A 22,576-nucleotide genomic window follows, 5' to 3' on the forward strand; every position below is an offset into this window, starting at 1 on the left:
CTCGCGGTTGTAGTACTCCGCCAGCATGTACGGCCCGGTCCCGGTCGGCAGCGCCGCCAGCAGCACCGCCGAAGCCGCCCACATACTCGGCAGGCTGAACACCTTGTACGCCAGCACCCAGGTCAGGGCCGGCTGCCCAACCAGTTTCAATCCCACCAACGGCCACGGGCTGGCTTGCGCACCCGCGCGCTTTTCTGCCAGGAATGCGCCCAGCGATATCAAGGCGCACGGCGTGGTGGCCAACGCCAGCATGTCGAGAAAATGCAACACCGGCTCGGCCAGACCCAACCCGCTCATGGCCCACCCCGCCCCCACCACCGGCGAAATCACCAGCGGGTTCTTCGCCAGCGCCTTGCTCACCACCAGCATCGCCCGGCCGACCTGCCGCTCTTCCTGCAACCCGACCTCAATAAAGGTCAGCGAAATGGCGAACACCAGGCACACCACGATCAACGACGAGATCAGCGCCGGCTGCAAGCCCGCCTGGCCGAACAGCAACAGGCACAGCGGGATGCCGATGTAGCCGGTGTTGGCATACCCCGCACTGAGCCCGTCGATGCTCGCCGCGACCAGGCTATGGCCGCTGTACAGCCGCCACGCCAGCGTGATCACGAACATGGCCAGGGCGCCCGTGCCAAACGCCACGATGAAGCCTGGGTGCCAGATCTCGCTCCAGGTCGCAGTGGCGGTGACCTTGAACAGCAAGGCCGGCAGGCAGAGCCAGACCACCATCTTGTTGATTTCGGCAGCGGCCTTGTCGCCGAGCTTGTTGGCGCGACGGCACAGGTAACCGACCAGGATGAGGGCAAAGATCGGCGCGACGATGACAAAGAGGGTATGCATATCAGGCCTTGCGGGTCAGCGCAGCATCAGTGCGGCTACCCAACCGGCTCATCCACACCGACGCCAGAATTACCGCGCCGCCAATAAGCAACCGCCCCAGTGGCTCGTGCTGGTTCCAGATCAACAGGTTGAGCAACAGCCCCACCGGCACATGCAGGTTGTTCATCACGGCCAGCGTCGCCCCGGAAACCAGGCACGCGCCCTTGTTCCACCAGTACAGGCCCAGCGCGGTCGGGCACAACCCGAGGAACAACAGCACCAGCCATTGCACATCGGTGCTTGGCAGGTGCTGGGCATTGCCGAACAGCAAAAACGCCGGCAGCACGACGATCAAGGCCCCGAGGTAGAAGTAGCCGAAGCGCTTGTAGTGCGGCAGGTCGCTGGGGTTTCGGGCGATCAGGTGACGGTACAGCACCTGACCGGCGGCATAGGTGAAGTTGGCCAGTTGCAGCAGCAGGAAGCCGATGAAGAACTCACCACTGATGCTGTCGAAACGAATCACCGCGGCTCCCGCCACGGCCACCAGCGCGGCCAGCAACGCCCATGGGTTGAAACGCCGGTTCAAGGCATCTTCGATCAGGGTCACGTGCAACGGCGTGAGGATGGTGAACAGCAGCACTTCCGGCACGGTGAGCACGCGAAAGCTCAGGTACAGGCAGACATAGGTAATGCCATATTGCAGCGCACCGATCAGCAGCATCGAACGCATGAAGCGCGGCTCGACCTGGCGCCAGCGGGTCAGCGGCAAGAACACCAGGCCCGCCAGCAGCACCCGCGCGAGCACGGCAAAGTAGCTGTCGACGTGCCCGGCCAGGTACTCGCCGATCAGGCTGAAGGAAAACGCCTGAATCAGCGCGACGATAATCAGGTAGCCCATGGTTGCCTCTCGTGGATCAAGGCGGCGACCTTAGCGGGTTGCGCCGCGTGAGTTCAACCATGAGAAGTGTGGGGGCTGTGCCGGCCCTTTCGCGGGCAAGCCCGCTCCCACAGGTACACCACGGGCCTTGAGAACAGTGAGTGACACGAGCAACCGAGAAATCCAAGGCATAAAAAAGCCCGGCCATCAGGCCGGGCAGGTACACCCAAAGGAGCAAAAACAGGTGTCAGGGTTGGGAATTCGTTGACGCTCAGGCCACCGCAGCCAGCTTGGCCTTGGCCTGGTTGATGCCCTTCTCGTGGAAGTCGCCGCTCATGTTCAGGCCTTCGGCATGGATGAAATTCACATCGTGAATGCCGATGAACGCCATCACCTGGCGCAGGTAGGGTTCCTGGTGGTCGCTGGTGGCGCCGGCATGAATGCCACCGCGGGCGGTCAGGACGATGGCGCGCTTGCCAGTCAGCAGGCCCTGCGGGCCGGTCGGGGTGTACTTGAAGGTGATGCCGGCGCGCAGCACGTGGTCCAGCCAGGCCTTGAGGGTGCTGGGGATGGTGAAGTTGTACATCGGCGCAGCCATCACCAGTACGTCGGCCGCCAGCAGTTCATCCGTCAGCTCATTGGAGCGGGCCAGCGCTTCGAGCTCGGCGGCACTGCGCTGCTCTTCGGGCTTCATCCAGCCACCGAGCAGGTTGGCATCCAGGTGCGGCACCGAGGTCACAGCCAGGTCACGTACGGTGATCTCATCGCTCGGGTGGGCGGCCTGCCATTGCTGGATGAAGTCGCGGGTCAGTTGACGGGAAACGGAATCCTGCTGGCGGGCGCTGCTTTCGATGATCAGTACGCGGGACATGGGGTGCCTCCATCGGCAAAAAGGGTGCGATTCGATGGAGGTGAGATTAAGGCTTGACCTATCGATAAAAAAGCGTAAAAAGTGGGTTCAATCAATCGATTAATCCGTTTATTCCGCTGTACAGTTCACGCTGATCCGCAATTTGATGATCTGGCGATTGAACTTGGCAGTGACGTCGACGCTTTTACCTGCCGGCACGTTCACCCGGCGCACCCGCGGCGCTTCCGGGCCGTTGCGGAACATTACCTTGCAGGCTGCAGGCACCTGCCCATAGTTGTTGAGGGTGATGGCGCCAATGTCGTAGGCGGTATCGTAGGCCGTGTAGTCGAGCTTGACCCCGTCCTCCAATTGCTTCTCCACATCGATGGGGTAAGCCATGGCACCGAGGGGCAGGCACATCAGTATTGCCGCACAACATTTCTTCATGGGGCGCTCTCCTTGGAAGAGCGCAGCTTAGGACAACAGGAGCGAAACATGAAAGCGCCGCGCGTAACCCTTGATCAGTGGCGAACACTGCAAGCAGTGGTCGATCACGGGGGGTTTGCCCAGGCCGCCGAGGCGCTGCACCGTTCGCAGTCGTCGGTCAGCTACACCGTGGCCCGCATGCAAGAGCAGCTCGGTGTTCCGCTGCTGCGCATCGATGGGCGCAAGGCGGTGCTCACCGAAGCTGGCAACGTGCTGCTGCGCCGTTCACGCCACTTGGTCAAACAGGCCAGCCAGCTCGAAGACCTTGCCCATCACATGGAGCAAGGCTGGGAAGCCGAGGTGCGCGTGGTGGTCGACGCCGCCTACCCCAGCGCCCGGCTGGTCCGTGCGCTGAGTGCGTTCATGCCGCAAAGCCGCGGTTGCCGGGTACGCCTGCGTGAAGAGGTGTTGTCGGGCGTCGAGGAAGTGCTACGCGAAGGCATCGCCGACCTGGCCATCAGCAGCTACAGCATCGGCGGCTACCTGGGCGCCGAACTGAGCGCGGTGGAGTTCATCGCCGTTGCCCACCCCGAACACAGCCTGCACCGCCTGGGCCGTGAAATTACCTTCCAGGACCTGGAAAGCCAGCTGCAGGTGGTGATCCGCGACTCTGGCCGCGCACAACCGCTGGATGTCGGCTGGCTGGGCGCAGAACAGCGCTGGACCGTCGGCAGCTTGGGCACCGCCACCACCTTCGTCAGCAGCGGCCTGGGCTTTGCCTGGCTGCCGCGGCACATGATCGAGCGCGAACTGCGTGAAGGTGTGCTCAAGCCGTTGCCGCTGGATCAGGGTGGCAGCCGTCACCCACTGTTCTACCTTTATTCGAGCAAAGAGAAGACCCTGGGCCCGGCTACGCAGATTCTCATCGACCTGCTGCGCAACTTCGACACCGCGCCTCTGGACGTGCCCTTCGCAGCCCCCCCACAAGCCTGAGAGGACCGCGCCCATGGCCTATTTCGAACACGAAGGATGCTTACTGCATTACGAGGAATACGGCCAGGGCGAACCCTTGGTGCTGCTGCATGGCCTGGGCTCCAGCTGCCAGGACTGGGAACTGCAGATACCGCTGTTGAGCCGCCACTACCGGGTCATCGTCATGGACATCCGCGGCCACGGCCGCTCCGACAAGCCCCGCGACGGCTACCAGATCGCCACCTTCAGCGAAGACCTGCTGGCCCTGCTCGAACACCTGCAGACCGGCCCGGTGCACTTCGTGGGCCTGTCGATGGGCGGGATGGTCGGCTTCCAGTTTGCCGTCGATCACCCGCGCTGGCTGCGCAGCCTGTGCATTGTCAACAGCGCCCCAGAGGTGAAGCGCCGCACCCGCAGCGACTGGGCCTGGTGGGCCAAGCGTTGGGGCCTGGCACGCCTGCTCAGCGTCGAGACCGTGGGCAAAGGCCTGGCCCAGCGCCTGTTCCCCAAGCCCGGCCAAGCTGACCTGCGCCAGAAGATGGCGCAGCGCTGGGCACGCAACGACAAGCGCGCCTACCTCAAAAGCTTCGACGCCATCGTTGACTGGGGCGTGCAGGAACGCATTGGGCAAATTCGCTGTCCCACGCTGGTGATTGCCGCCGACCACGATTACACGCCGATACATCTGAAAGAGCGCTACGTAGCCCTGATGCCGCAGGCCAGGCTGGTAGTCATCGACGATTCCCGGCACGCTACGCCCCTCGATCAACCCGAGGTCTTCAACCAGACCCTGCTGCAGTTTCTTGCAGCTGCTTCCACCTCTCAAGGATCTTTGAGCCCATGCTGAAAAAACTCCTGCTCACCGCCTGCTCGGTCGCCTTCGCCACCAGCGTCATGGCGTCCGACAAGACCCCTCACGTGTTGCTGGACACCAGCTTCGGTCAGGTCGAAATCGAGTTGAATGCCGAGAAGGCGCCGATCAGTACCAAGAACTTCCTCCAGTACGTCGACAGCGGCTTCTACAACAACACCATCTTCCACCGCGTGATCCCGGGCTTCATGGTGCAGGGCGGCGGCTTCACCGACCAGATGGTGCAGAAGAGCACCCAGGACCCGATCCGCAACGAAGCCAGCAATGGCTTGCTGAACACCCGCGGCACCCTGTCCATGGCCCGCACCTCGGACCCGAATTCGGCCACCAGCCAGTTCTTCATCAACGTGGCTGACAACGACTTCCTCAACCCAGGCCGTGACCGTGGTTATGCCGTGTTCGGCAAGGTGACCAAAGGCATGGAAGTGGTCGACCAGATCGTCAACTCACCGACCACCGTGAAAAAGGGCATGCGCGACGTGCCGGCCGATCCGGTCTATATCAAGTCCGCCAAACGTATCGACTGAATGCAGGTTTCACAGGGACGTGAACCCGCCTGAAGGCCGGACCAACAGGAGTGTTGTCACCCATGCTGTACCGCCGTTTCGAACGACTCATCGACATTTTTCGCGAGGCACCGAGCGAAGCACCGCCGAGCACGGTGTGGCCGTTCTACCTGTATTACCTGCGCCAGGTCTGGCCAAGCTTCGCCGCCCTGCTAGTGGTCGGCCTGATCGCTTCGTTGATCGAAGTGGCGATGTTCAGCTACCTGAGCCGCATCATCGACCTGGCCCAAGGCACGCCCAATGCCAACTTCTTCAGCGAACACAGCGGTGAGCTGATCTGGATGCTGGTGGTGATCCTGCTGCTGCGCCCGCTGTTCTTCGGCCTGCACGACCTGCTGGTGCACCAGACCATCAACCCGGGCATGACCAGCCTGATCCGCTGGCAAAACCACTCCTATGTGCTCAAGCAGAGCCTGAACTTCTTCCAAAGCGACTTCGCCGGGCGTATTGCCCAGCGCATCATGCAAACCGGCAACTCGCTGCGCGATTCGGCGGTACAGGCAGTGGACGCCCTGTGGCACGTGCTGATCTATGCCGTCAGCTCGCTGGTCCTGTTCGCCGAGGCCGACTGGCGCCTGATGCTGCCACTGTTGGCGTGGATCGCCTGTTACATCGCCGCGCTGTTCTACTTCGTGCCACGGGTAAAGGCGCGTTCGGTGATTTCGTCCGACGCACGCTCCAAACTGATGGGGCGCATCGTCGACGGCTACACCAACATCGCCACCCTCAAGCTGTTCGCCCACACCGACTACGAACAGCAGTACGCCCGTGAGGCGATCCGTGAGCAGACCGAAAAAACGCAACTGGCCTCGCGGGTGATTACCAGCATGGACGTGGTCATCACCACCCTCAACGGCTTGCTGGTGGTCGGCACCACCGGCCTCGCGCTGTGGCTGTGGAGCCAGTCGCTTATCACCGTGGGGGCAATTGCCCTGACCACCGGGTTGGTGATCCGCATCGTCAACATGTCGGGCTGGATCATGTGGGTGGTCAACGGCATCTTCGAGAACATCGGCATGGTCCAGGACGGCCTGCAGACCATCGCCCAGCCGGTCACCGTCACCGACAAGCCCAATGCGCCGGCGCTGAAGGTGAGCCGTGGCGCGGTGCATTTCGACGATGTGGACTTCCACTACGGCAAAGCCAGCAACGTGATCGAAGGGCTCAATCTGAACATCCGCCCGGGCGAAAAGATTGGCCTGATCGGCCCTTCTGGCGCGGGCAAATCGACCCTGGTGAACCTGCTGCTGCGTCTGTATGACGTGCAGGGTGGGCGTATCCTCATCGATGGCCAGGACATCGCCGAAATGAACCAGGCCAGCCTGCGTGCGCAGATTGGCATGATCACCCAGGACACCTCGCTGTTGCACCGCTCGATCCGTGACAACCTGCTGTACGGCCGCCCAGAGGCCAGCGAAGCGGCACTGCTTGAAGCCGTACGCCGCGCCCGCGCCGACGAGTTCATTCCGCAGTTGACCGACGCCCAGGGGCGTACCGGCTTCGATGCGCATGTGGGCGAGCGTGGAGTCAAGTTGTCTGGCGGCCAGCGTCAACGTATCGCGATTGCCAGGGTGTTGTTGAAGAACGCACCGATCCTGATCATGGACGAGGCCACTTCAGCGCTGGACTCTGAGGTTGAAGCCGCGATCCAGGAGAGCCTTGAGACACTGATGCAGGGCAAGACCGTGATCGCCATCGCCCACCGGCTCTCGACCATTGCCCGGATGGACCGGCTGGTGGTGCTGGACAAAGGGCATATCGTCGAGAGTGGCAGCCACAGTGAGTTGCTGGCGCAGCAAGGGTTGTATGCGCGGTTGTGGCATCACCAGACCGGCGGGTTTGTTGGGGTGGATTGAGATGTGCGGTTGCCTGCGCCGGCCTCTTCGCGGGGCAAGCCCGCTCCCACAGGTAAATCACTGCCCTTAAAATAAGTGATGTACCTGGGGGATGCACAGCTAGATCACTGCCCTTAAAACCAGTGATGCACCTGTGGGAGCGGGCTTGCCCCGCGAAGAGGCCGGGGAAAGCGACATAAAGTTCAATCCCTGCGGTAAGGCAACATCCCCCGCGCCTCTTCGGCATACCCCTGCACCCCTTCCCGCTCCTGCAACAAAAACCCTTCCACCGCCCGCCGCAACCCGGGATGCAGCAGGTAATGCCACGACCGCGTCAGCACCGGCTCGAACCCTCGGATCAGCTTGTGCTCACCCTGAGCCCCCGCATCGAACCGCTGCAAGCCTTCAGCAATGGCAAAGTCCATGCCCTGGTAGAAGCACGTCTCAAAGTGCAGCCGGTCGAACTCATCCAGGCATCCCCAGTAACGGCCATACAGGCTGTCACCGCCCACCAGGCTCAGGGCCATGGCCACGTCACGCCCGCCTTGCCTGGCCATCACCACCCGCAGCGCCTCGGGCATGCGCTCGGCCAGCAGGCTGAAGAACTCACGGGTCAGGTACGGCGCGCGCCGGCGCACTGCATAGGTGTTGGCGTAGCACAGGTAGACGAAGTCCCACTGCGCCTCATCCAGTTCATCACCCCGGTACCACTGAAAGTCGATGCCCTGCCCGGCCACTTGCTCGCGCTCTTTGCGCATCTGTTTGCGCTTGCGCGAGCTGAGCGTGTCGAGAAAGTCCTGGAAGTCCCGATAGCCTCGGTTGCGCCAGTGGAACTGGCAACCCAGCCGCTCCATCCAGCCTGGCAAGCCGGCCATCTGCTGGTCCAATGCCGGGTCGGTGAAGTTGATGTGCGCGCCAGAGAGCCCGCCCTTGCCCAGGTACTCGGGCAATGCTTGCAGCACCAGCAGGCCATCGGCGGGGTCGGCGGCCAGCAGGCGCGGGCCGCTGACCGGGCTGAACGGCACGGCGCCCAGCAGCTTAGGGTAGTAGGCAATGCCTGCCCGCTCACAGGCATCGGCCCAGCCGTGGTCGAACACGTATTCGCCAAACGAATGCCACTTGCGGTAGGCCGGCAGCACGGCGCGTACCTGCCCTTCACGCTCCAGCACCAGGTGCTCGGCAGCCCAGCCGGTCGAGGGGGCAACGCTGCCACTGTCCTCCAGGGCGGTGAGAAAGGCGTGGCGCAGAAACGGTTGGCCCGCAGGCACCAAGGCATCCCAGGTGGCCGCGGGAAGATCACGCAGATGAGCAAGGCTGTACAGGCTGGTCACGGTTTCGACTCGCTGTCTTGAGGCCCTCAGTATCCCGGAAGAATGGCCCATCACTCAAATGACGATCACCTGGCCAATCCGTTCATTGTCGATTACTTAACAACAGTGCCACTAATTAGACATTAATCTGTCATTCCCCCCCGCAATACTTGCGCCTGTTTTCCGGAACCCCAGAACCTGTCTATTCAGGCCCTTTCCGAAGACATGCCAACACAGGGGCGGGCGCTGAGCCTCCCCCATTTTTTTCTAGTAGGGAGAACCTTATGCGTCTTGTTTCCACACTTACCGGAGTGAGCCTCACCGGCATGATGCTGGCTCTGAGTACTCCGGCCAGTGCTGCTGTCGACGCCAAGCTGCTCGAAATGCTCCGCGCCAATGGCTCGATCAACCAGGCGCAGTACAACGAACTGCAAGGCGATCTGGCAAAAGAGACCAAGGAAAAGGCCGACCAGAAAGCGCAGTCCGAGCGTATGAGTTCCTTTGAACAAAAAGTGGCATGGGCCGCCAAGACCCAGATCAAGGGTGATGTGCGCCTGCGTTACGAAGACGTCAACGTTGACGACCCGAACAGCAGCAGCGGCAACCAGGACCGCCAGCGCGTCCGTGCCCGTGTCGGCTTCTACAGCGAGATCAACCCGCAAGTCGATGCTGGCGTGCGTATCGCCACCGGCAGCAGCGCCGACCGTCGCTCGACCAACCAGAGCTTCGACAACTATTTCGACAAGAAATCGCTGTGGGTCGACCTGGCCTACCTCGACTGGCACCCGACCGCAGTGCCAAACCTGCACCTGATCGGCGGCAAGATGCCACAGCCGTGGGTGAGCATGGGCGATATTATCTGGGACAGCGACATCAACCCGGAAGGCGTGGCCGCGACCTACAAGGCTGACCTGGGCGGCGCCGAAGTGTTCGCCAGTGCCGGTCAGTACACCCTCAAGGACAACGTCGACGGCGACGGCGTGCAGTACAAGCACGATGCGCAGGTCTACCACGGCCAGCTGGGCGCCAAGTTCGCCCCTGCCGACGTGCTGAAGTTCACTGTGGGTGCGAGCATCTATGGCTACGACAACGACAAGGAAGCGGCCATTCTGCAGTCGTTCGGCAACACCACCAATGAATTCAACCTGGTGGAAGGCTTCGGTCAGCTCGACTTCACCGGCTTCGCCATCCCGCTGTCGGCCTACGGCCAATACGTGAAAAACACCGAGAGCACCGACGGTGAAGACCAGGCCTGGCTGGCCGGTCTGAAAACCAAGGTCGGCGCTTGGAGCCTGGACTACAACTACCGCGATGTTCAACGTAACGCCGTGGTCAGCCTGTTCACCGACTCCGACTTCGGCAACGGCTTCACCGGCTCTCGCGGCCACAAGTTCAAGGTCGGTTACGAGATCGACAAGAACTTCTCGCTGGGCGCGGCGTACCTGATGGCCAAGACCGATCTGTCGCAGCTGCCGAACAGCAATGCTGACGTAGACACGCTGCAGGTAGACCTGGAAGCCAAGTTCTAAGCAACCGCTTCACTGCTTCACTCAAGGCGGGAAATGCCGACCCCATCCGGTATTTCCTGCCTTTTTTTGTGTGTGACATTGTAGGGGCTGCTTTGCAGCCCATTCGCAGCGCAAGGCTGCTCCTACCGGTGCGGCTCGCGTTCCCCTGTAGGAGCAGCCTTTGCGCTGCGAATGGGCCGCAAAGCGGCCCCGGCAATCAGCGTTTGCGCAAAATCACGCTACCCACCGAATACCCCGCGCCAAACGAGCTCAGCACGCCCACCGCACCCTCGGCCAGGTCATCCTGGTACAGGTGGAATGCAATCACCGACCCCGCCGAACTGGTGTTGGCATAACGGTCCAGAATCACCGGTGCCTCTTCCTCGGTGGCTTCACGCCCCAGCAGCTTCTTGACGATCAAGTGGTTCATGCTCAGGTTGGCCTGGTGCAACCAGAAGCGCTTGACGTCGCTCGGCTGCAGGTCATTCGCTTCAAGGTGCTCACCGATCAGCTCAGCCACCTTCGGGCACACTTCACGGAACACCTTGCGGCCTTCCTGGATGAACAACTTGTCCGCAGCACCTTCCCCCTCCTCCGCCGCGCGGTTGAGGAAGCCGAAGTTGTTACGGATGTTGTTGGAAAACCCGGTCCACAACTTGCTGCTGACAATCTCGAACTGGTGCTTCGAGGTGGCCTGGTCGGCACGCTCGATCAGCACGGCGGTGGCGGCATCTCCGAAGATGAAGTGGCTGTCGCGGTCGCGGAAGTTCAGGTGGCCGGTGCAGACCTCGGGGTTGACCATCAGTACCGAACGCGCCTGGCCCAGCTGCACGCTGTTGGCGGCGGTCTGGATGCCGAAGGTGGCTGACGAGCAGGCCACGTTCATGTCGAAGGCAAAGCCCTGGATGCCCAATGCATTTTGCACTTCGATGGCAATGGCCGGGTATGGGCGCTGCAGGTTGGAGCACGCGACGATCACACCATCGACGTCGGCAGCGGTACGGCCCGCACGTTCAAGCGCCTGACGAGCAGCGGCCACCGCCATTTCACACAGAATCGACGGCTCGTCATTCGAGCGCTCTGGCAGGCGTGGCTTCATGCGTTGCGGGTCGAGTATGCCGGCCTTGTCCAGCACGAAGCGGCTCTTGATGCCCGAGGCCTTCTCGATGAAAGCGGCGTCGGACAGCGGCGCTGCCTCGACCTCGCCGCGCTCGATGGCGGCGGCGTTGTCGTGGTTGAACTGCTGCGCCCACGTGTTGAAGGACTCCACCAGTTCTTCGTTGGAAATGCTCTGGGCCGGGGTATACAGGCCGGTGCCGCTGATCACGACGTTATGCACGGTCGTTCCTCTGGTCAAAGGCCATCGCCACGGGGCGCTGGCTGGAAAATGCGTAATAGCACTTTAGTGCCAACTCGAAGGCGAGGGCGTTGCCCTCGTTCGCGGGTAAACCCGCTCCCACAGAGGCCGCTAGGCGGCCCCAAATTGCATCAATATTGCCACATCTTCTGCGGTTTAGGCTTCCACCTGAGCCCACTGTTTGCTGAGACGCTTGTCAGAAATCGGCACTTTGGTACCCAACTGCTGAGCGAACAACGACACCCGGTATTCCTCCAGCAACCAACGGTACAGCGTCAGTTGCTCATCACGCTTGCCCTCCTGGGCGTGCTTGTCGGCACGTGTCTTGTATTGGGCCCAGAGGTTTGCCAGCTCGCCACTCCAGACGCGGTCCTTCTGCACCTGCGAGCCGAGCTTCTCCAAGCGTAACTCCACGGCCTTGAGGTAACGCGGCAACTCCTTGAACCAGGCGCCCGGGGTTTCGCGAACGAAGCCTGGGTACACCAGGTTGGCCAGCTGTTGCTTGATGTCGTTCAGCGCCACCGCCTGGCTCAGGTCGATCTTGCCTTTGAAGCGCTTCTGCAGCCCGTGCCACAACTTGAGCACTTCCAAGGTCTGGCGCGCCAGGCGTTCAGCGTGCTCGGCCCAACTGCCACGTTTGCGCTCGGCCAAGCCGGCCAAGGCGGCACCGTCGCGCGGCAGCGGGTGTTCACCCTCGAGGATGCAGCTGTCCAGGCTGGCCAGCAGAATGTCTTCGACCAGTGCCTCGACACGGCCCAGCTCGCGGTACAGCAAGCCCAGTTCGGTCAGCCCGGGCAGCTTGCCACGCAAAAACTTGGCAGGCTCCGCCAACTGCTGCAGCAACAGCCGCTGCAAGGCGCGACGGTGCTGGAACTCGGCTTCGGCCTGAGTCGAGAAACGCCCTTCGCGCACGGTGCCGTTTTCGTCCACCAGCGCCGGGTAGACGGTCATCGACAGGCCGGCGATCTTCTGCTGGGTGCTCTGCGCCACTTCACTGAAGGCCTTGGCCTGCACCGGGCGTTCGGCGTTCTCGCTGCGTGGCACGGCCAGTGCGGCCTGGCTGGCGGCGACAAAGCGTGCGGTCAGCTCGGCCAGGTCGCGGCCTTCGCCGAGGAACTTGCCCTGGCCATCGACCACTTCGATGTTCATCCGCAGGTGGCCTTCGACCAAGTTGACCGATTCTGCCCAGGCCTCGTCGGACACACGCGCACCGGTCATTCGCAGCAGCTCCTGGCCCAAGGCCTGGGGCAACGCGCCTTGGCCGAAGGTCATGCGCGCCAGCGCGGCCTTGACGAAGTCCGGTACGGGCACGAAATTCTTGCGCAGGGCCTTGGGTAGGTTGCGCACCAGCGCCACGCACTTGGCTTCGATCAGGCCCGGCACCAGCCATTCCAGGCGCTCGCCCGGCAGGCTTGGCAACAGCGGCGCCGGTACGCGAACGGTCACACCGTCGCGGGGGTGGCCCGGTTCGAAGTGGTAGGTCAACGACAGGCGCAAGTCCCCTACCTGCAGGCTGTCCGGGTACTGCGCAGCGGTGACCTCACTGGCTTCACGCGCCAGCACGTCTTCTTCGCGCATGATCAGCAGGTTGGTGTCCTTCTGGCTGGTCATGCGGTACCAGGCATCGAAGGTCGCGGTCTGGTGGATTTCCTCGGGCAGGCGCGCTTCGTAGAACGCGTAGAGGGTCTCTTCATCGGCGAGAATATCGCGCCGACGGGCCTTGGCCTCCAGTTCGTCGAGCTGTTCGAGCAGGCGTTTGTTGGCGGCCAGGCACTTGGCCCGCGACTGGATCTCGCCGCCCACCAGCCCCTCGCGGATGAACAGCTCGCGGGAGGTCACCGGGTCGATCGGGCCGAAGTGCACCGGCCGGCGCCCCACCAGAATCAGCCCATACAAGGTGATCTGTTCAAAGGCCACCACTTGCCCGCGCTTTTTCTCCCAATGCGGTTCGAAGTGGTTCTTCTTGACCAGGTGGGTGGCCAGCGGCTCGATCCAGTCGGGCTCAATCTTGGCGACCACCCGCGCATACAGTTTGGTGGTCTCTACCAGTTCGGCAGCCATGACCCACTGCGGGCGCTTGCGGCCCAAGCCCGAGGACGGATGGACCCAGAAGCGCCGCTGACGGGCACCTTGGTAATCGCCCTCTTCTGTCTTCTGGCCGATCTGGCTGAGCAGGCCGCTGAGGATGGCCTTGTGCATGCGCTGGTAATCGGACGGTTCCTTGTTGACCGTCAATTGCAGGTCACGGCAAATCAGCGCCAGCTGGCGGTGGGCATCGCGCCATTCGCGCAGGCGCAGGTAATTGAGGAAGTTCTTCCGGCACCAGTTACGCAACGGGTTGGCCGTCAACGCCTGGCGCTGTTCTTCGAAGCCACGCCACAGGTTGACCAGTGCGGCGAAGTCGGAATCGACGTCCTTCCACTGAGCATGCGCCTGGTCGGCCGCCTGCTGGCGCTCCGGCGGCCGCTCGCGCGGGTCTTGCACCGACAGGGCACTGGTCACGATCAACACTTCCTGCAGGCTGCCCTGGCGGGCGCCTTCAAGCAGCATGCGGCCAAGCCGTGGGTCGATCGGCAAACGCGCCAGCTGTCGCCCAAGCGGGGTCAACTGGTTCTCGCGGTTGACCGCCGAAAGCTCCTGCAACAGGTTGAAACCGTCGCTGATGGCCTTGCCATCTGGCGGCTCGATGAACGGGAACGCGTCGATCGCACCCAGGCGCAGGTGCAGCATCTGCAGGATCACCGCCGCGAGGTTGGTGCGCAGGATCTCAGGGTCGGTGAAGGCCGGCCGGCCGTTGAAATCCTCTTCGCTGTACAGGCGTACGCAGATGCCCGGTTCGACCCGGCCGCAGCGGCCCTTACGCTGGTTGGCGCTGGCCTGCGACACCGCCTCGATCGGCAGGCGCTGGACCTTGGCGCGGTAACTGTAGCGGCTGATGCGGGCGGTGCCGGTGTCGATCACATAACGAATGCCCGGCACGGTCAGCGAAGTCTCGGCGACGTTGGTGGCCAGGATCACGCGGCGCCCGGTGTGCGACTGGAAAATGCGCTGCTGCTCGGCGGGCGACAGGCGCGCATACAGCGGCAGAATCTCGGTATGGCGCAGTTGCGCCTTGCGCAAAATCTCGGCGGCGTCGCGGATTTCCCGCTCGCCCGGCAAGAAGATCAGCACATCCCCAGGGCCCTTGCCCTCGCTGCGCTCATGCTGCGCCAGTTCGTCCAGGGTGGCGAGGATCGCCTGGTCGACGGTGAGGTCTTCCTCGATCTGGTTGCCTTCCTCGTCCTGCTCGCTGGTCAGCGGCCGGTACCAGGTTTCGACCGGGAAGGTGCGCCCCGACACCTCGATGATCGGTGCGCCATCGAAGTGCTGGGAGAAGCGCTCAAGGTCGATGGTCGCCGAGGTGATGATCAGCTTCAGTTCCGGACGGCGGTGCAGCAGGGTCTTGAGGTAGCCGAGCAGAAAGTCGATGTTGAGGCTGCGTTCGTGAGCTTCGTCGACGATGATCGTGTCGTAGCGTTCGAGGAAGCGGTCGTGCTGGGTTTCGGCCAGCAGGATGCCGTCGGTCATCAGTTTGACCAGGGTATTGGCATCACTCTGGTCTTCGAAACGCACCTGGTAGCCGACCAGCCCGCCCAGCGGCGTGCCGAGTTCTTCGGCGACACGGGTAGCGACGCTGCGCGCGGCGATACGGCGTGGCTGGGTGTGAGCGATCAGGCCATGGCTACCGCGCCCCAACTCGAGGCAGATTTTCGGCAACTGAGTGGTCTTGCCCGAGCCAGTCTCACCGGCAATCACCAGCACCTGGTGCTCGGCCAGCGCCTTTTTGATCTCGTCACGCTTGGCAGCAATCGGCAGGCTGTCGTCGTAGCGCACGGTTGGCACACTTTGTTGGCGTGCGGTGACCTGCGCGCAGGAGGCCTGGACCTTTTCCACCCACTGGGCGAGCTTCGCTTCGTCCGGGCGTTTGCGCAGCTCGTGCAGTTGCCGACGCAGACGGTGGCGGTCGGCGATCATGGCGTGGTCGAGGTTTTTCAGGAGCTGGTCGATGGCTTGGTCTGTCATGGGGCTTTTTAGTGATGCAGGTGAGCCTGCTTTTTCATGATCGGCTTGAAGAGGCGCGATTGTCGCAGATTTGAGGGTTCTTTGCTGTCCGCGCTGGCCGCACCTTTGTGTGTGGAGCAGCCTTGTGCTGCGAAGAGGCCGGTGACAACAAAGGTGATGTCGGTTGCTATCACCGGCCTCTTCGCAGCACAAGGCTGCTCCTACAACGATCAGGCAGGCGCGCTATGTTTAGTGGAGGCTGATGTAAAGGTTGCCATTCACTGCTTTAATCAACCTTACGCCGCATGTGAGTATCAAAGGCATGACTCCCGCCCAGCCTATCGCCCCACCGTCGTCCCGCCCTTCGCTGCCGAAGGCCAGGAGCCGTGCTGGGGAAAATCCGCTGGTCCACATCATCCTCGCCTTCTGGGCTTTGTGGCACTGCCGTCACGCGCGCCCACCGGACACTTCGCTCACGCCATTGTGACCCAACCCGGCCACCGCCTGGCCGTTTGACTCAACTGGGCCGCCAGCATGCGCGGTGGCCCTGTGCGCCCGTGAGCGAATTCATCATGCACTTTGCACCCGTAGAGCACGCCAGCCAATTCCTGGCCGACAACCCCGATATCGAGCTGTTCGAGCTGTTCATCCTCGACGCCAATGGCGTCCCCCGCGGGAAGCTGCTGCACCGCGAGGAACTGCTGGCGGTCTACCAGACCGGCCGCCCGCTGCCCAGCACCATCCTGGGCCTGACCCTCAATGGCGATGACGTCGAAAACTCTGGCCTGGTCTGGGACGTTGGCGACATCGACTGCCGCGCCTACCCGCTGGAAGGCAGCTTGGTGCGCCTGCCCTGGCGGCGCGTACCCACCGCCGCAGTGCAGGTCAGCATGCACCCCAGCGAAGGCCTGCCGGCGAGCATTGCCGACCCACGCCATGTGCTGTTGCGCACGATCGAAGCGCTCAAGGCCGATGGCTACCACCCGGTGATGGCGTGTGAGCTGGAGTTCTACCTACTCGACCAAAAACGCGATGCCCAGGGCCGCCCGCAGCCGGCCCTGGACAACGACGGTGGGCGCCCGCGCAGTACGCAGGTGTATGGCCTGCGTGAACTGGAACAGATCGAGCCCTTCCTCGCCGACCTTTACGCCGCGTGCAAAGCCCAGGGTATCCCCGCCCGCACGGCAATCTCCGAGTACGCACCTGGCCAGGTGGAAATCACCCTTGAGCACGGCGATGCGCTGCTGGCCATGGACCAGGCCGTGCGCTACAAGCGCCTGGTCAAAGGCGTGGCCCATGCGCATGGCATGCAGGCTTGTTTTATGGCCAAACCCTTTGCACAACTGGCCGGCACCGGCATGCACATGCACCTGAGCCTGGCCGACAGCGCTGGCAACAACCTGTTCGCCAGCGAGGACAAGGCCGGTACGCCGTTGTTGCGCCAAGCGGTGGCCGGCATGCTGCGCCACCTGCGCGATTCGCTGCTGCTGTTTTGCCCCAATGCCAACTCGTTCCGCCGCTTCCAGGCCAACAGCTACGCGCCACTGGCGCCCACCTGGGGCGTCGACAACCGCACGGTCAGCCTGCGCGTACCGGGCGGCCCGGCCAACAGCCGACACGTGGAGCACCGCATCTGCGGTGCCGATGCCAACCCGTACCTGGCCGCAGCGGCCATCCTCGCCGCCAGCCACCGCGGCATCCGTGAACAGCTGGACCCCGGCGCCCCCGTTGAAGGCAACGGCTATGCCCAGGCCACCGAGCACTTGCCCACCGACTGGCTGACCGCCCTGGATGCCCTGCAGCATTCGGGCTGGGCCCGGGAGGCACTGGGCGATGAATTTCTTGGGGTGTACCTGAAGGTCAAGCGCGCCGAGTACCGCCAGTTCATGGCCGAAGTCAGCGAACAGGACTGGCGTTGGTACCTGCACCAGGCCTGAGCCCCATTCATAACAAGGAACACCCATGAACGCAGCATTGAACAAGGGACCGGCCCAACGCGCGCCGTCCTATTACAGCGCCACCCTCAATGACCACACGCAGTACCCGACCCTCAAGGGCACCGTGCACGTCGACGTGGCCATCATCGGCGGTGGGTTCACCGGCGTGGCCACCGCTGTGGAGCTAGCAGAGCGCGGCCTGAAGGTGGCCATTGTCGAAACCAACCGCATCGGCTGGGGCGCCAGTGGGCGCAATGGCGGCCAGGTGACCGGCAGCTTGTCGGGCGACGAAGCCATGCGCACGCAAATGCGCGATCGCCTGGGCAGCGAGGTGGATGATTTCATCTGGCACCTGCGCTGGCGCGGGCACCAGGTCATCGAGCAACGGGTGGCACGCTACGGCATCGACTGCGACCTCAAGCGCGGCCACCTGCATGCCGCGATGAAGCCGTCGCACTTGAACGAACTGCGCGGTTTCGCGGCCGAGGCAGAGCGTCGCGGCATGGGCGATCAGGTCGAGATGCTCGACCGCAGCGCCATGGCCCAGCACCTGCAGAGCCCGCTGTACCTGGGCGCCTTGAAAAACCGCCGCAACCTGCACCTGCACCCGCTCAACCTGTGCCTGGGCGAGGCCCGCGCCGCCCACAGCCTGGGCGCGTTGATCTTCGAGCATTCAGAGGTGCTGGACATCGTCCACGGCCCGCGCCCGGCAGTGGTGACCGCCGAGGGGCGCATCGAAGCCCGCCAGGTGATGCTGGCCGGCGATGTCTACCACAAGCTGGAGCAACGCAAGCTCAAGGGCAAGATTTTCCCGGCCATGGGCGGCATCGTTACCACTGCGCCGCTGGGTGAACTGGCCGAGCAGATCAACCCGCAGGACCTGGCGGTGTATGACTGCCGCTTTGTCCTCGACTATTACCGCCTGACCGCCGACAAGCGCTTGCTGTTTGGCGGCGGCGCCAACTACTCCGGGCGTGATTCACGCGACATCGAAGGTGAACTGCGGCCCTGCATCGAACGCACCTTCCCGGCGCTCAAAGGGGTGCCGATCGAGTTCCAGTGGAGTTGCGCCATGGGCATCGTGGTCAACCGTATCCCGCAACTGGGCAAGCTCTCGGACAATGTCTGGTACTGCCAGGGTTACTCCGGGCATGGCATTGCCACCAGCCACATCATGGGCGAGATCATGGCCGAAGCGCTGACCGGGACACTGGAGAAGTTCGACACTTTCGCGCAGTGCAAGCACGTGCGGGTGCCGATGGGGGACTTGCTGGGGAATCCGCTGTTGGCGGCGGGGATGTGGTACTACCAGATGCTCGAGAAATTGCGCTGATTTCACCGGCCCTTTCGCGGGCAAGCCCGCTCCTACAGTGAGATACCTGTAGAAGCGGGCTTGCCCGCGAAAGGGCCAGCAAAGCCAGCCCAGAATACAGCCTCAAGCGATCTTCTTGAGCCCTTGCTTCTTCAGCTCTTCATCGCGCAATTCACGGCGCAGGATCTTGCCCACGTTGGTGGTCGGCAACGTATCGCGGAACTCGATGTAGCGCGGCACCTTGTAGCCGGTGACGTTGGCACGCATGTGCTCCATCACCTGCTCCTTGGTCACGGTCATGCCCGGCTTGACCACGATGAACATCTTGATCACTTCGCCCGACTTTTCGTCCGGCACGCCGATGGCCGCACACTGCAGCACACCTGGCAGGCCGGCCAGCACGTCTTCCAGCTCGTTGGGGTAGACGTTGAAACCGGAGACCAGGATCATGTCCTTCTTGCGGTCGACGATGCGCATGTAGCCGTCCGGCTGGATCAACGCGATGTCGCCGGTCTTGAGCCAACCCGCGCTGTCGAGGATTTCGGCAGTGGCGTCCTCGCGCTGCCAGTAGCCCTTCATCACTTGCGGGCCCTTGATGCACAGCTCACCCACCTCGCCCAGCGGCAGTTCATTGCCACTGTCGTCGATGATCTTGCACAGCGTCGAAGGCACCGGAATACCGATGGTGCCAACCTGGTTGGCCTCGGACGGGTTGACGGCGGCCACCGGGCTGGTTTCGGTCATGCCGTAACCTTCGCAGATGGCGCAACCGGTAACGGCCTTCCAGCGCTCGGCCACGCTCAATTGCAGGGCCATGCCGCCAGACAAGGTGATTTTCAGCGCAGAGAAGTCCAGCGCGCGGAACCCCTCGTTGTTGCACAGGGCGACGAACAAGGTGTTGAGGCCAACGAAGCCGCTGAATTTCCACTTGCTCAGCTCTTTGACCATCGCCGGCAAATCACGCGGGTTGCTGATCAGCACGTTGTGGTTGCCGATCAGCATCATTGCCATGCAATGGAAGGTAAAGGCATAGATGTGGTAAAGCGGCAGCGGCGTGATCAGGATTTCGCAGCCTTCATGCAGGTTCGAGCCCATCAGCGCCCGGCATTGCAGCATGTTGGCCACCAGGTTGCGGTGGGTCAGCATCGCGCCCTTGGCCACGCCCGTGGTACCGCCGGTGTATTGCAGCACGGCGACATCATTGGGTTGCGGGTTGGCCTCGGTGACCGGCTGGCCCTTGCCCAGCGCCAGGGTGTCGTTGAAGCGCACGGCACGCGGCAGGTCATAGGCCGGCACCATCTTCTTCACGTACTTGATCACACTGTTGATCAGCAGGCGCTTGAGCGGCGGCAGCAGGTCGGCCACTTCGGTGACGATGACATGCTTGACCTGAGTCTTGGGCACCACTTTTTCGGCCAGGTGGGCCATGTTGGCCAAGCACACCAGCGCCTTGGCACCGGAATCGTTGAACTGGTGCTCCATCTCCCGCGTGGTATACAGCGGGTTGGTGTTGACCACGATCAGCCCTGCACGCATGGCGCCGAATACCGCTACCGGGTATTGCAGGACGTTTGGCAGTTGCACGGCAATGCGATCACCCGGTTTCAGGTCGGTGTGTTGCTGCAGCCAGGCGGCAAACGCCCCCGACAGCGCATACAGTTCGCCATAAGTGATAGTCTTGCCCAGGTTGCTAAAGGCCGGTTTGTCGGCAAAGCGTTGGCAGGATTGCTTGAGTACCGCCTGGATATTGGGGAATTCGTCAGGATTGATTTCCGCCGTAATCCCGGCTGGGTATTTATCCTTCCAAAAATGTTCGATCATGGAAGCCCACTCCTTCAGCAACAGCGAAGTTCGATTCACGCGTCGATGCGCTTATTATTGATATGTGATGGCGGCTCATTGCAAACCGGATCATCTGAAAGCGGCCCGAGAGTAACAGCTTTGCCAGGGGTCGCCTAGAGGCCAAAACAGGCCTCACGGTCACAAAAATGACTCAATGAACGATACAAGTCATTTTTAGAGTATTTATCCAAAATGTCGCAAAACGGGCCAAAAGGCCCGTTCCAGAGGCGCCCTGCATCCCTGTCAGGCGATGTCACGCAACTCGCGCCGCAGGATCTTGCCCACCGGCGTCATCGGCAGCGACTCGCGCAGCACGATGTGTTTGGGCACTTTGTAGCCGGTGAAATTGGCTTTGCAGTACGCCTTCAGCTCATCGACGCTCAAGCCGCCCTCGCGCGGCACCACGAACAGTTTCACCGCCTCGCCAGAACGCTCGTCCGGCACGCCGATGGCCGCGCAGTTGGCCACCTGCGGATGGCCCATGATCACGTCCTCGATTTCGTTGGGGTACACGTTGAAACCCGAGACGATGATCATGTCCTTCTTGCGGTCGACAATGCGGGTAAAGCCATCCGGGTCGATCACCGCGATATCACCCGTCTTCAGCCAGCCTTGTGCGTCCAGGGTCTGCGCGGTGGCCTCGGGTTGCTGCCAATAGCCCCTCATCACCTGTGGGCCCTTGATGCACAGTTCACCCCGCTCGCCCAGCGGCAGCTCGTTGCCGTCGTCGTCGATTACCTTGAACGCCGTGCCTGCCACCGGGATACCCACCGTGCCCAGCCGCGCCAACTGGCCATAAGGGTTGGTACTGGCGACCGGCGAGGTTTCGGTCAGGCCATACCCTTCGACGATGCGGCAGCCCGTGAGGCTCTCCCAGCGCTCGGCGGTGGCCTTGACCAGCGCGGTGCCACCGGAGTTGGTGACCTTCAGCGCAGAAAAATCCAGTTGCCGGAAGCCGGGGTGGTCCATCAGCGCGACGAACAGCGTGTTGAGCCCCAGCAGGCCGGAAAAACGCCACTTGCCCAACTCCTTGATGAAGCCGGTAATGTCCCGCGGGTTGGTGATCAGCACATTGTGGTTGCCGGTGACCATCATGCACATGCAGTTCGCGGTAAAGGCATAGATGTGATAAAGCGGCAGCGGCGCGATCATCACCTCCTGGCCTTCTTTGATCATCTTCTGCCCGTCTGGCCCGTGCTGCGAGAAACACGCCAGCACTTGGAGCATGTTGGCCACCAGGTTGGCATGGGTGAGCATCGCGCCCTTGGCCAGGCCGGTGGTGCCGCCGGTGTATTGCAGCACGGCGATATCGTCCAGGCTCAGCGGCACCGGCTTGTGGCTCAGCGAGCGGCCCTCACGTAGCACCTGCTTGAATGACACCGCCTGGGGCAATTGATAGGCCGGCACCATCTTCTTCAGCTTGTCGACCACGGTGTTGATCAGCCAGCCCTTGGCGGCGGGCAGCAGGTCGCCCATTTTCGCCTCGATCAAATACTCGATACCGGTATCGGGCAGCACCTCCTGCACGCGCTTGCCGAACATGTTCAGGTAGACCAGCGCGCGGGCGCCGGAGTCCTTGAACTGGTGGCGCATTTCACGCTCGGTGTAGAGCGGGTTGGTGTTGACCACGATCAGCCCGGCACGCAACGCGCCGAAGACCGCGATCGGGTACTGCAGGACGTTGGGCATCTGCACGGCGATGCGGTCGCCCGGCACCAGGTCGGTGTGTTGCTGCAGCCAGGCGGCAAAGGCCGCCGAATGGCGCTCCAGTTCGGCGTAGGTCAGGGTCACGCCCAGGTTGCTGAACGCCGGGCGGTCGGCGAAGCGCTTGCAAGAGCGCTCGAACACCTCGACGACGGAGGTGTAGGCATGGATGTCGATGGTGGAAGGCACGCCCGCCGGGCGCTTGTCATTCCAGAAGTCGGCTAGCATTTATTATTGTTCCTCTGCCTGGACCTGCTGCGGGGGGTGTAGCGGGTCGTTTAGTCCTTTGACCTGATCGCCAATGGCAAACAGGCGTTTAACCGACGTTAGCAGGTAAGCCCAAGGC

At 62.6% G+C, this 22,576-nt stretch carries 16 protein-coding genes; 7 read left to right on the top strand and 9 right to left on the bottom strand.

Annotated elements, in window-relative coordinates:
* The 4 genes from MFF34_RS24495 to MFF34_RS24510 all read right to left on the bottom strand — a co-directional run.
* The coding region (locus MFF34_RS24495) for an AEC family transporter (RefSeq protein ID WP_238217002.1) at window positions 1-843 on the bottom strand (843 nt) is incomplete at its 3' end.
* A 1-nt stretch (window position 844) separates the two neighbouring features.
* Complete coding sequence (locus MFF34_RS24500) at window positions 845-1,720, bottom strand: carboxylate/amino acid/amine transporter (RefSeq protein ID WP_099430147.1); 876 nt, start codon at window positions 1,718-1,720, stop codon at window positions 845-847.
* Window positions 1,721-1,970: 250 nt separating this feature from the next.
* Entirely contained in the window at window positions 1,971-2,570 is a 600-nt protein-coding gene (locus tag MFF34_RS24505) for an FMN-dependent NADH-azoreductase (RefSeq protein WP_099455006.1), read from the bottom strand.
* A gap of 108 nt (window positions 2,571-2,678) precedes the next feature.
* On the bottom strand, window positions 2,679-2,996 hold the full coding sequence (locus MFF34_RS24510) for a 3-phosphoglycerate kinase (protein ID WP_099430150.1): 318 nt from the start codon (window positions 2,994-2,996) through the stop codon (window positions 2,679-2,681).
* Between the two features lie 48 nt (window positions 2,997-3,044).
* Between MFF34_RS24510 and MFF34_RS24515 the strand changes: the two genes are divergently transcribed.
* From MFF34_RS24515 to MFF34_RS24530, 4 genes are all read left to right on the top strand, one after another.
* A complete protein-coding gene (locus MFF34_RS24515; protein WP_027593141.1) occupies window positions 3,045-3,968 on the top strand; it encodes a LysR family transcriptional regulator in 924 nt (307 codons plus the stop codon).
* 13 nt (window positions 3,969-3,981) lie between these two features.
* On the top strand, window positions 3,982-4,794 hold the full coding sequence (locus MFF34_RS24520; protein ID WP_027593142.1) for an alpha/beta fold hydrolase: 813 nt from the start codon (window positions 3,982-3,984) through the stop codon (window positions 4,792-4,794).
* Window positions 4,788-5,345: a peptidylprolyl isomerase gene (locus MFF34_RS24525; protein WP_186681932.1), complete on the top strand. Its 558-nt coding sequence runs from the start codon at window positions 4,788-4,790 to the stop codon at window positions 5,343-5,345. The genes MFF34_RS24520 and MFF34_RS24525 overlap by 7 nt, the downstream gene beginning before the upstream one ends.
* Window positions 5,346-5,407: 62 nt before the next feature.
* Window positions 5,408-7,240, top strand: a complete 1,833-nt coding sequence (locus MFF34_RS24530; RefSeq protein WP_238217004.1) for an ABC transporter ATP-binding protein — start codon at window positions 5,408-5,410, stop codon at window positions 7,238-7,240.
* 182 nt (window positions 7,241-7,422) lie between these two features.
* On the opposite strand, the gene MFF34_RS24535 is transcribed toward MFF34_RS24530, so the two are convergent.
* A complete protein-coding gene (locus MFF34_RS24535) occupies window positions 7,423-8,550 on the bottom strand; it encodes a GNAT family N-acetyltransferase (RefSeq protein WP_238217006.1) in 1,128 nt (375 codons plus the stop codon).
* A 263-nt stretch (window positions 8,551-8,813) separates the two neighbouring features.
* Here MFF34_RS24535 and MFF34_RS24540 point away from each other — a divergent pair, with 263 nt between their 5' ends.
* Window positions 8,814-10,058 (top strand): putative porin, encoded by a 1,245-nt coding sequence (locus MFF34_RS24540; RefSeq protein ID WP_238217008.1) that lies wholly within the window; start codon window positions 8,814-8,816, stop codon window positions 10,056-10,058.
* 196 nt (window positions 10,059-10,254) lie between these two features.
* On the opposite strand, the gene MFF34_RS24545 is transcribed toward MFF34_RS24540, so the two are convergent.
* Together MFF34_RS24545 and hrpA are read right to left on the bottom strand one after the other, a co-directional pair.
* Window positions 10,255-11,376: a beta-ketoacyl-ACP synthase III gene (locus MFF34_RS24545; protein ID WP_238217010.1), complete on the bottom strand. Its 1,122-nt coding sequence runs from the start codon at window positions 11,374-11,376 to the stop codon at window positions 10,255-10,257.
* Window positions 11,377-11,550: 174 nt separating this feature from the next.
* Window positions 11,551-15,456 carry an ATP-dependent RNA helicase HrpA gene (gene hrpA / locus MFF34_RS24550; protein WP_238217012.1) on the bottom strand — a complete coding sequence of 1,302 codons (3,906 nt, stop codon included), beginning with the start codon at window positions 15,454-15,456 and terminating at the stop codon, window positions 11,551-11,553.
* Window positions 15,457-16,007: 551 nt separating this feature from the next.
* Between hrpA and MFF34_RS24555 the strand changes: the two genes are divergently transcribed.
* On the top strand, window positions 16,008-17,372 hold the full coding sequence (locus MFF34_RS24555) for a glutamine synthetase family protein (RefSeq protein ID WP_238217015.1): 1,365 nt from the start codon (window positions 16,008-16,010) through the stop codon (window positions 17,370-17,372).
* 25 nt (window positions 17,373-17,397) lie between these two features.
* Window positions 17,398-18,705, top strand: coding sequence for an FAD-binding oxidoreductase (locus tag MFF34_RS24560; protein ID WP_099430156.1), 1,308 nt, complete (start codon window positions 17,398-17,400; stop codon window positions 18,703-18,705).
* A 102-nt stretch (window positions 18,706-18,807) separates the two neighbouring features.
* Here the strand turns inward: MFF34_RS24560 and fadD1 are convergent, their stop codons facing one another.
* Both fadD1 and fadD2 read right to left on the bottom strand, forming a co-directional pair.
* Window positions 18,808-20,505 carry a long-chain-fatty-acid--CoA ligase FadD1 gene (gene fadD1, locus MFF34_RS24565; RefSeq protein ID WP_027593151.1) on the bottom strand — a complete coding sequence of 566 codons (1,698 nt, stop codon included), beginning with the start codon at window positions 20,503-20,505 and terminating at the stop codon, window positions 18,808-18,810.
* Between the two features lie 264 nt (window positions 20,506-20,769).
* Entirely contained in the window at window positions 20,770-22,458 is a 1,689-nt protein-coding gene (gene fadD2, locus MFF34_RS24570; protein WP_238217017.1) for a long-chain-fatty-acid--CoA ligase FadD2, read from the bottom strand.
* Between the last annotated feature and the right edge of the window lie 118 nt (window positions 22,459-22,576).

This window comes from Pseudomonas sp. PAGU 2196 (assembly GCF_022179005.1).
GTDB classification, from domain to species: Bacteria; Pseudomonadota; Gammaproteobacteria; order Pseudomonadales; family Pseudomonadaceae; genus Aquipseudomonas; species Aquipseudomonas kermanshahensis.